General features: G+C 59.2%; 8 protein-coding genes and 1 pseudogene. 3 read left to right on the top strand and 6 right to left on the bottom strand.

Annotated features, from left to right (window positions below; all coding sequences use genetic code 11):
* Nucleotides 1-140 precede the first annotated feature (140 nt).
* The 4 genes from Q7W83_RS21365 to Q7W83_RS21350 form a co-directional block, all read right to left on the bottom strand.
* Nucleotides 141-1139 (bottom strand): NADP-dependent oxidoreductase, encoded by a 999-nt coding sequence (locus tag Q7W83_RS21365; RefSeq protein WP_150638969.1) that lies wholly within the window; start codon nucleotides 1137-1139, stop codon nucleotides 141-143.
* A 69-nt stretch (nucleotides 1140-1208) separates the two neighbouring features.
* A complete protein-coding gene (locus tag Q7W83_RS21360; RefSeq protein WP_150638968.1) occupies nucleotides 1209-2078 on the bottom strand; it encodes an alpha/beta fold hydrolase in 870 nt (289 codons plus the stop codon).
* A gap of 84 nt (nucleotides 2079-2162) precedes the next feature.
* Nucleotides 2163-2951: an SDR family NAD(P)-dependent oxidoreductase gene (locus Q7W83_RS21355; RefSeq protein WP_150638967.1), complete on the bottom strand. Its 789-nt coding sequence runs from the start codon at nucleotides 2949-2951 to the stop codon at nucleotides 2163-2165.
* A gap of 54 nt (nucleotides 2952-3005) precedes the next feature.
* Nucleotides 3006-4106 carry an alkene reductase gene (locus Q7W83_RS21350; RefSeq protein ID WP_150638966.1) on the bottom strand — a complete coding sequence of 367 codons (1101 nt, stop codon included), beginning with the start codon at nucleotides 4104-4106 and terminating at the stop codon, nucleotides 3006-3008.
* A 149-nt stretch (nucleotides 4107-4255) separates the two neighbouring features.
* Here Q7W83_RS21350 and Q7W83_RS21345 point away from each other — a divergent pair, with 149 nt between their 5' ends.
* Nucleotides 4256-4843: a TetR/AcrR family transcriptional regulator gene (locus Q7W83_RS21345; RefSeq protein ID WP_191630158.1), complete on the top strand. Its 588-nt coding sequence runs from the start codon at nucleotides 4256-4258 to the stop codon at nucleotides 4841-4843.
* Nucleotides 4844-5148: 305 nt separating this feature from the next.
* On the opposite strand, the gene Q7W83_RS21340 is transcribed toward Q7W83_RS21345, so the two are convergent.
* Together Q7W83_RS21340 and Q7W83_RS21335 are read right to left on the bottom strand one after the other, a co-directional pair.
* Nucleotides 5149-6201: a methyl-accepting chemotaxis protein gene (locus Q7W83_RS21340; RefSeq protein WP_473657677.1), complete on the bottom strand. Its 1053-nt coding sequence runs from the start codon at nucleotides 6199-6201 to the stop codon at nucleotides 5149-5151.
* Nucleotides 6202-6447: 246 nt separating this feature from the next.
* Nucleotides 6448-6714: pseudogene (locus Q7W83_RS21335) on the bottom strand (PAS domain-containing protein); the annotation flags it as partial.
* Nucleotides 6715-6887: 173 nt separating this feature from the next.
* On the opposite strand from Q7W83_RS21335, the gene Q7W83_RS21330 reads away from it, so the two are divergent.
* Both Q7W83_RS21330 and Q7W83_RS21325 read left to right on the top strand, forming a co-directional pair.
* A complete protein-coding gene (locus Q7W83_RS21330; protein WP_150633326.1) occupies nucleotides 6888-8492 on the top strand; it encodes a tetratricopeptide repeat-containing response regulator in 1605 nt (534 codons plus the stop codon).
* Entirely contained in the window at nucleotides 8489-9181 is a 693-nt protein-coding gene (locus tag Q7W83_RS21325; RefSeq protein WP_150633327.1) for a sensor histidine kinase, read from the top strand. Before Q7W83_RS21330 ends, Q7W83_RS21325 begins: the two co-directional genes overlap by 4 nt.
* Nucleotides 9182-9190 lie beyond the last annotated feature (9 nt).

Below are 9190 nucleotides of genomic sequence, written 5' to 3'. Positions count from 1 at the left end.
CACTGGCGGTTCAACAGATACAACTTCCGGTTGCAACTCTTCCTGTTTCTGCAACTCTGGCGGAGTCACCACGGATGATGGCTGCTGATGCGGAAAAAGTTGCGCGGCCTCTGCGGTCGACTCATCGATAGGCAGCGTAGTCATTTGATCGTCACAACGACCTTGCCCTTGGCTCGTCCCTGCTCGACGTACTTCAATGCCTCTCCCGTTGATTCAAAGGTGAAGGAGCGGTCAACCACAGGTTTGATGATTCCGGCCTCAATGAGCGCGGTGATTTGTTGCAGTTGGGCGCCATTGGCCCGCATGAACACGAACGTGTAGCTGACGTCCTGCTTGCGTGCCTTGCGCCGAATACCGAGGCTCAGCAGGCGCATGACTTGCTTCAATGGCCAGGACAACCCTTGCTCCTGCGCGAACTGCGCAGTGGGTGGCCCTGAGATGGAAATGAGTTGGCCACCGGGCTTGAGGACCTTGAGTGACTTCTCCAGTACGTCCGCGCCGAGGCTGTTCAACACCACGTCGTAGTCGTGCAAGACACTTTCGAAGTTCTGCTGTGTGTAGTCGATCACCAGATCGGCCCCCAGCGCCTTCACCCATTCGACATTCGCGGTGCTGGTGGTGGTCGCGACAAAGGCGCCGAGGTGTTTGGCAAGTTGGATGGCGAGGGTGCCGACACCGCCGGAGCCGGCATGGATCAGCACTTTCTGGCCCTTTTTCAGTTGGGCGGTTTCGACCAGCACTTGCCAGGCGGTCAGTGCGACCAAGGGGATGGACGCAGCTTGTGCCATGTTGGTATTGGCAGGTTTCAGGGCGATCGCGTTTTCGTTCACGGCGATCAATTGGGCGAACGTCCCGATCCGCGCTTCGGGCGGGCGAGCGTAAACTTCGTCTCCCTGTTTGAACCGCTTCACTTGCGAGCCAACCTCAACCACCACGCCCGCCAGGTCATTGCCCAGTACTAGCGGAAATGAATAGGGCAGGATCAGTTTGAATTCGCCTTTGCGGATCTTCGAGTCCAGCAGGTTGACGCTGCTGGCGTGCACCTCAATCAAGACGTCGTGAGCACCCACCGCGGGGGCGGGCGCTTCGCCAATGCGCCCGGTGTTCTTGCCATAGCGATCAATTAAAAATGCCTTCATCGTTGTGCGGCTCTTGTCGGTTGGAATGAGGGGGGGGCGGAGCGTTTGCGGCGTTAATGTGCCGTGTTGTCAGGCATCAAGGAACGCCAGTGCCTTGGTCACAAAGTCAACGTAGTGCTGGAAAATGCCGCCGTGCCCGGCATCTTCATAAATGACCAGTTGCGCGTTGGGGATGCGGTTAGCCAGCGCAATCGAGTTAACGCTGGGCACCATGATGTCGTTGTCGCCGTTGACGATCAGCGTCGGCGTCCGCAAGCGCCTGAGGTTTTGGGGTGCCTGTTTGCCCCACGCGGTGATGGCTTTCAACTGCCGTAGGAAAGCTCTGGGCGTCGGGCCTTTGTCCCGATTTTTTTTGCGCTCTTTCAAGCGTTGCAAAAACAGCGATGCGGTTCGACGGCCATTGGGCGTCGAAGTAAAGAATAGGTAGAACTTGGGATCACGCAAGGTCAGCAAGCCTTTGAGCATCAATGGCCACGTCACCGAGCCGACCTTGTCGATACCGGTCCCGCCGGCCGGCCCGGTGCCGACGAGAATCAAGCGGCGCACCAATTCGGGCGCCTTCAGGGCAATGTCTTGAGCGACGAAACCGCCGAGTGAAAAACCGAGCACATCGACGGTCTCGAAACCCAGCGCGCGTATCAGTTGAATGGCATCGTCTGCCATTTCGCCGACCGTCAGTGGCGCGGTTCCACCAGAGCCGCCGATGCCGCGATAGTCGGTGGCAATGACGCGTCGTGTTTGTGCCAGGCCATCGATGATCCGGGGGTCGAAGTTGTCCAGCACCGCGCCCCAATGATTGAACAGTACGAGGGGCACGCCGGTCTTGAGGCCGATGTCGCGATAGGCGAAGGGAATGCCGTTGACCCGGATCGACTGATTCGTTGCGTTGACGAACGGCGTCTGCGAGCCCGCGGGGTTATTTGTTTTCGTGGGGGTCATGTCCACTCCGAACAAAGGCCCGTAGTCGATGCAGTGCCTTGGGCGCCTGCATCGAAACCTGCACGGGTGTTCGCTACAAAATGATCACTGTTGGGTCTGGTAGCGCTGGGCAACCGCAGACTGGCGGATTTGCTGCAGCAGGCCCTGACGTGCGGTCTGCAGGCCATCCCAGCGTTCAGCTTCATGCAGCGGCGGGATAGTCACCGGCTCACGCCGATCAAAACCGACCAGTGCGGCATCCACCAGATCGCTCACTTCCATGATTTCGTTCAAGGTGTTGATGTCGACGCCGGAGCGATCCCAGATCTCCGTGCGGGTGGCGGCCGGCAGCACGGCCTGCACGTAAACGCCCAGGGGCGAAAGTTCCAGGCTCAGGCCTTGGGAAAGGAACAGCACAAACGCCTTGGTCGCACCGTAGACCGACATGCCGAACTCCGGCGCCAGACCCACCACCGAACCGATATTGATGATCGCACCGTCGCCTGCTTTGGCCAGGCGTGGAGCGATGGCGCTGGCGAGCCGCACCAGCGCCGTGGTGTTGAGGGCGACCAGTTGCGCAACGCTGTCGGTGCTTTGGTCGATGAAGTTGCCGGACAGAGCGGCGCCGGCGTTATTGACGAGAATGCCGATACGGGCGTCGTCGCGCAGGCGTACTTCAACGGTTGTCAGATCGCCGAGGTGGGTTAGATCCGCCGGAATCACATCGACGGCGACGCCGTGTTCGCTGCGCAATCGGGCTGCAAGTGCGTCAAGGCGTGCCTGGTCGCGGGCGACCACGACCAGATCGTGGCCGCGTTGCGCGAAGCGCTCTGCGTAGACGGCGCCGATGCCAGTGGAGGCGCCAGTGATGAGAACGGTAGGGCGAGTGCTCATGGGGTCATCTCTCTTTCAGGATGTGTGAAAACAGAAAGCGCGGTCACTGATTGCTCAGCTTGCGGTGGCGCTCGATTCAGCCAACGTCGGGTAGTCGATGTAGCCTGCCGAGCCGCCGCCATAGAGGGTGGCGGGATTGAAGGCGGACAACGGCGCGCCGCTCTTAAGGCGCTCCACCAGATCCGGGTTGCCAATGAACGGGCGACCGAACGCAATCAGATCGGCCCGGTCTTCGGCGAGCCGCGAAATCGCCAGGTCCAGGTCATAGCCGTTGTTGGCGATGTAGGTATGTTTGAAGCGCTGGCGCAGGGCGCCGAAATCGAATGGCGCCACGTCACGCGGGCCGCCGGTCGCGCCTTCGACCACGTGCAGATAAACGACGCCGAGGGCGTCGAGTTGATCGACGACGTAATCGAATTGCGCCTGCGGATCACTGCTGGAAACGCCATTGGCCGGCGACACCGGCGACAAGCGCACACCGGTGCGATCCGCGCCGATTTCATTGACGACGGCGGCCGTTACTTCGAGCAACAGACGAGCACGATTTTCAATCGAGCCGCCGTAAGCATCAGTACGCAAGTTGGCGCTGTCCTTGAGGAATTGATCCAGCAAATAGCCGTTCGCGCCGTGAATCTCCACGCCATCGAACCCGGCGGTGACGGCGTTTGCCGCGGCCTGGCGGAAATCGGAGACGATCCCCGGTAGTTCGCTGATATCCAGTGCGCGCGGCTCGGAGACATCTTCAAAGCGGTTGTTGACGAACACTTTGGTGGCGGCGCGCAACGCAGAAGGGGCCACGGGAGCGGCGCCGCTTTCTTGCAGATCAACGTGCGACACACGGCCGACATGCCAAAGTTGCAGGAAGATTTTTCCGCCCTTGGTGTGGACGGCATCGGTCACTTTGCGCCAGCCATCTATCTGCGCCTGCGTGTAGATTCCGGGGGTGTCCTGATAGCCCTGGCCCTGTTGGGAAATCTGCGTGGCTTCGCTGATCAGCAAGCCTGCGCTTGCGCGTTGGCTGTAATAGGTGGCCGCGAACTCGCTTGGCACAAAGCCTTCGCCTGCCCGGTTGCGTGTCAGTGGCGCGAGGACGACACGGTTCGACAGCGTGAGAGCGCCAAGCGTGTAAGGGGTGAACAGATTCTGGTCGGTCATTTGGTCATTCTTCCGTGCCCGTTGATGGAGATCGGTTGTGCGTGCAATTAGGATGATGATCGAAATCTAAACTGTCAACAATTTTGATTATGACCAACATCTATGTATCATTGGCGCATGATTTCCCAGTGGACCATGAGGAATTGCACATGAGAGTGACCAAAGCCCAGGCGCAGGCCAATCGGGAGCACATCGTTGAGACGGCCTCTGAGCTGTTCCGTGAGCGCGGCTTCGACGGCGTCGGTGTGTCGGATCTCATGGCGGCTGCCGGTTTCACTCACGGAGGTTTCTACAAGCATTTCGGTTCGAAGGCCGACCTGATGGCCGAAGCCTCGGCCAGCGGCCTTTTCAAATCGTTGGAAGGTGCTGAATCGCTCGATATTCCGGGCTTCATCGACGTCTATGTGACGAGGGAACATCGGGACGGACGTGGCAGCGGTTGCACCATGGCCGCGTTGTGTGGCGACGCGGCGCGTCAATCGGATGATTTGAAAGCGACGTTTGCCGAAGGGATCGAGCACACTCTGCAAACACTAGGGGACAAATATCCGACCAGGCCGGATGCCGCTTCAGGTGAGGGGAGAAAGAAAATGATCGACCTGTTGTCTCGTGCTGTCGGTGCGATTATTTTGTCGCGTGCCTGCCCGGATGATTCCGCACTGGCGGATGAGATCCTTGAGGTGTGCCGCGCTGAAATGTTTGCTTCGTTGTCGGTCAATGAAGTGGAAGCGGTGTAGAGGGGCGGTTCATTCAAAGCGTGTTTTTCGGTAGAACTTCGCTTTTGATGCTCGGATCCGAAAGTCAACTTTGGCAAAAGCAGCGGTTCATGAACGGCTACTTTTGGCCGGTCGCTGACTGTCATCATCGGTTGAATTAACAACCCAAAGCGGACTCGCCACGAAGCCTTAAATTCAAGCAGTTCTTGGCTCTTCGCGGTCAATGCGAAGCGCGCCAATTGCTCCCTCCGCCTCACCGTTAGATTTGATTAGTGCCTGGTATTTAAAGCCCCCCTTGAGCGCGTTTTTTTTAGAAAATTGATGGGTTATCGGTTAAATCGCTCGACCAATGAATACTGAGTTTTAGCGGTTTGGGTCAGTTCCTTGCTCAGCTCTGCCGAGTGCCTGGCCTGTTCAGCCGTCTGATCCGCCAGGTTGGCAATGGTCGTGATATTGCGGCTGATTTCCTCGGCCACGGCGGTTTGCTCTTCGGTCGCAGCGGCAATCTGTGTCGTCATGTCCGTGATGTTCGCCACCGCTTCACTGATCCCGACTAATGCATTATCTGCCTCAAGCACCCATGCCACACCTTCTTCGGCTTGGCGTTGACCGCTTTCCATGGATTTCACCGCATTGTTGGACGAGACCTGCAGCTTGGAAATCAGCTCATGGATTTGCGTCGTGGACTCCGTCGTGCGCTGCGCCAACTGGCGTACTTCATCGGCGACCACCGCAAAGCCTCGACCCATGTCGCCCGCCCGCGCGGCTTCGATGGCGGCGTTCAGCGCCAGCAGGTTGGTCTGGTCGGCAATGCCCTTGATCACATCGACTACCGTGCCGATTTCATTGCTGTCCTTGGCCAGTTGCGCGACTGTCAGCCCGGTTTCACCCACCACCACCGAGAGGCGCTGAATGGCTTCGCGGGTGTCCCGGGCCACGTCGCGTCCGCGTCCGGTCAACACATTAGCTTCCTGAGTAGCGTCGGCGGTGCGCTGGACGTGGCTGGCGACTTCCTGTGTAGTGGCCGCCATCTGATTGACCGCTGCCGACACCTGCTCGGTCTCGACCCGTTGGCGCTCAAGTCCACGGGAACTGTCGGTGGCGAGCCCGTCGGACCGGCCGGCCAGGCCGGTCAGTTGCTCTGCCGTATCCTGCAGCCGGGTGAGGCACGTCTTGAGCCGAGACGCCTGGCTGACAAACGCCGTTTCTAGGCGTGCCTGTGGGCCACGTTCGTCGCTGTACATTTTGGCTAGCAACGCGTCACAGGTTGAGGCCTCAGCTATTTCCAGCAGATGCAGTACGCCACGGTTCTGCCGACTCGACACCCACAGTCCGAGCGGCACCGATACCCCGACAGCCAGGATGATCGCCTCCGACATGCCGAGGAACACGCCACCCAATGCACCCACCAGGCCCATAGTCAACACCGGCAGCCAGGCGATCAGGGCGGGTTGCCATTGATCACTGACCGGGACGGCCGACTTGCCCAGGCTGATGCGTTTATAGAGGGCTTCGGCGCGACGGATCTGTTCCGCCGTCGGCTTGACCCTGACCGATTCATAGCCCACAACCTCACGCCCCTCGAAAATCGGCGTGACGTAGGCGTTGACCCAGTAGTGGTCGCCGTTTTTCGAGCGGTTCTTGACGATGCCCATCCACGGCTTGCCAAGCTTGAGCGCGCCCCACATATGGGCAAAGACGGCGGAGGGCACGTCGGGGTGACGAACGATGTTTTGAGGCGCGCCGATCAGGTCGGACTTGTTGAAACCGCTGATCTCGACGAAGGCGTCATTGCAGTACGTGATGACTCCACGCGCATCCGTTGTCGAGATGAGCTTTTGTTGAGCCCCAAGGGCAATCTCGCGCTGCGTAACCGGCTGGTTGTTTCTCATCTGTATTGCTCCTATGCCCTAAGTAGGGGCATCGGCTGCAATATGAGAAAGGTTAATCTGAAATTTGCGCTGCCAGTACGCAAATGCATGTCCATTTCTTCAAGCAAATGCCCCTGCTGGCCGATAACCCGGACAGTCATGATCTTCTTCTTAAAATTGTCTGGAAATCTTCGATGCTGTCGTATCACCAAAAGCGTTTTCTGATCGTCGATGATTTCTCGGATTTTCGCAGTTCCGTCAGGTCCATGCTGCGTGAGCTGGGCGTCAAGGATGTGGACACCGCGGACACGGGTGAGCAGGCGCTGCGCATGTGTTCGCAGAAGTCCTACGATTTCATCCTGCAGGATTTTCACCTCGGCGATGGCAAGAAGAACGGTCAGCAGGTCCTTGAAGACCTGATGATCGAGAAGCTGATCAGTCATGAAGCCGTGTTCGTCATGGTCACCGCCGAGACCAGCCAGGCGATGGTGCTCAGTGCCCTGGAACACGAGCCCGATGCGTACCTGACCAAGCCGTTCAACCGTTCCGGCCTGGCTCAGCGCCTGGAGCGTCTGGAGCAGCGCAAGACCTTGCTCAAGCCGATCCTGCAGGCGCTCGATCGCGGTAAACCGGTTGAAGTGCTCAATGCCTGCATCGCTTTGTGCAAGCAGGACATCCGCTACTCGCCGCTGTGCCTGCGCTACCGCGCCGATGCCTTGCGCGACTTGAATCAGAACGAGGCGCTGGAGCGACTCTACGACGGCATCATCGCCGACCGACCTTTGCCATGGGCGTTTGCCGGGCTGGGCCAGTTACTGTTCAAGAGGGGGCAGGTCAGCCAGGCCAAGGGCGTCTACGAAAAAGCCTTGAAAGTGTTCCCGATGATGCCGGCGCTCTATGACGGCATGGCTGACGTGCTGGTCGCCGAAGGCGACACCAAGGCTGCGCAGCGGGTGTTGGAGGAGGCGATTCGTTTGTCGCCGCTGGCCGTGCGCCGGCAAGCGTTGCTGGGCAAGTTGGCGATGACCAACGAAGATTTCGACACCGCGTCCAAAGCCTATCGTCAGGCCGTCAGCCAGGGTGCCCAATCCCGTTTCAAGGACGCCGAAAGCAACCTCGGCCTCGCCCATGCGTTGATCAGCAAGGGCAGCGAAAAGGGCTTGGATACCCGGACCCGGCTGGAAATCAACACCACGCTGAGTGCCGTGGCCAAGGAAAACCCTTCCGACCCGGGCCTGCAGATTCGTGCACGGCTGATGAAGGCCACCAGCCTGTTGCTCAACGACGCCGAAACTGCGGAAAAGCTCACCGAGCAAGCGATGTTGCGCCTCGATGGCATGGAGCAGTTCATGAGTGCCGAAGCGGCACTGTTGGTGGCCAAGCAACTGCAAATGCTCGGTCAGGCTGACGCCGGTGCTTCGATGCTGAAAAACTGCGCGGAAATCTATGGCGACGATCCGGCGGTGATGCAGGGCATCGCCAAACTGACCGACGACCCGAGCATCCTCAACTCCGGCAACGATGCGGCGGAGCTCAACCGTCAAGGCGTGCGGGTGTACAAGACCGGCAACCTGGTGGAGGCGCGGGCGGTGTTCCGTAAAGCCCTGGCGTTGCAACCGAAGAACATCAGTATTGCGTTGAACATGGCGCAATCGCTGCTACATGGCACCGATACCAGCGTGCCGTCGGCGGAGCTTGAAGAATGTCGCGCCTGCCTGAAAACGGTCGGCCTGATGCCCGACACCGATGCGCGGTATGCGCGTTATCAGAAACTGAAAATCAAGGCGTTCAGCGGATGAGCCAAGACAACCCGACACTGGATTTCTCCACGGTGATTGCTTCCACCGTGCACGACATGAAGAACTCTCTGGCGATGCTGATGCAGGCGCACAGCCAATGGCTGGCGCGCTTGCCCGACCCGGCGCGGCACACCCCGGAGCAGGGCGTGATCGAGTTCGAGTTCGCTCACCTCAACGGCATGCTGGTGCAGTTGCTGGGGCTTTACAAACTCGGCGTCAACCAGATGCCGTTGCAGCCCGCTTACCATGAACTGGATGACTTCATCGAAGCGCAACTGGCCTGCCATCAGGACGTGTTCGCCAGTCGCGGCATCATGGCGACTTACGAAGTGGACCCGCTGAGCCCGTTGGGTTTCTTCGACCGCGAGCTGATTGCATCGGTGCTGGCCAACAGCATTAACAACGCCATCCGTTACGCTCGTAACGCATTGTTGATCACGGTGAGCGACGAGGCCGGGCAACTGGTGCTGACCATCAACGATGATGGCGAGGGTTACCCGGCCGAGATGATCGAGCGTCAGGCCGATTACGTGCAGGGCATTAACCACAGCAGCGGCAGCACCGGCCTGGGTCTGTATTTCGCCGGTCGGATTGCTGCGTTGCATCAGCGCAACGGTATCGGTGGGCACACTGAAATCAGCAACGGCGGCCCGTTGGGCGGTGGCGTGTTCAGCCTCTATCTTCCCTGAGCGCAAGAA

The organism is Pseudomonas sp. 300, assembly GCF_055803035.1.
The sequence above is the reverse complement of the archived record's forward strand: the minus strand, read 5'-3'. Positions and strand labels throughout refer to the sequence as shown.

Excerpts from the sequence above, each read along its gene's own strand:
- Q7W83_RS21325 (WP_150633327.1), top strand. The coding sequence starts at position 8,489 with ATGAGCCAAGACAACCCGACACTGGATTTCTCCACGGTGATTGCTTCC.
- Q7W83_RS21340 (WP_473657677.1), bottom strand. The coding sequence starts at position 6,201 with ATGTCGGAGGCGATCATCCTGGCTGTCGGGGTATCGGTGCCGCTCGGA.
- Q7W83_RS21345 (WP_191630158.1), top strand. The coding sequence starts at position 4,256 with ATGAGAGTGACCAAAGCCCAGGCGCAGGCCAATCGGGAGCACATCGTT.
- Q7W83_RS21350 (WP_150638966.1), bottom strand. The coding sequence starts at position 4,106 with ATGACCGACCAGAATCTGTTCACCCCTTACACGCTTGGCGCTCTCACG.
- Q7W83_RS21365 (WP_150638969.1), bottom strand. The coding sequence starts at position 1,139 with ATGAAGGCATTTTTAATTGATCGCTATGGCAAGAACACCGGGCGCATT.
- Q7W83_RS21355 (WP_150638967.1), bottom strand. The coding sequence starts at position 2,951 with ATGAGCACTCGCCCTACCGTTCTCATCACTGGCGCCTCCACTGGCATC.
- Q7W83_RS21360 (WP_150638968.1), bottom strand. The coding sequence starts at position 2,078 with ATGACCCCCACGAAAACAAATAACCCCGCGGGCTCGCAGACGCCGTTC.
- Q7W83_RS21330 (WP_150633326.1), top strand. The coding sequence starts at position 6,888 with ATGCTGTCGTATCACCAAAAGCGTTTTCTGATCGTCGATGATTTCTCG.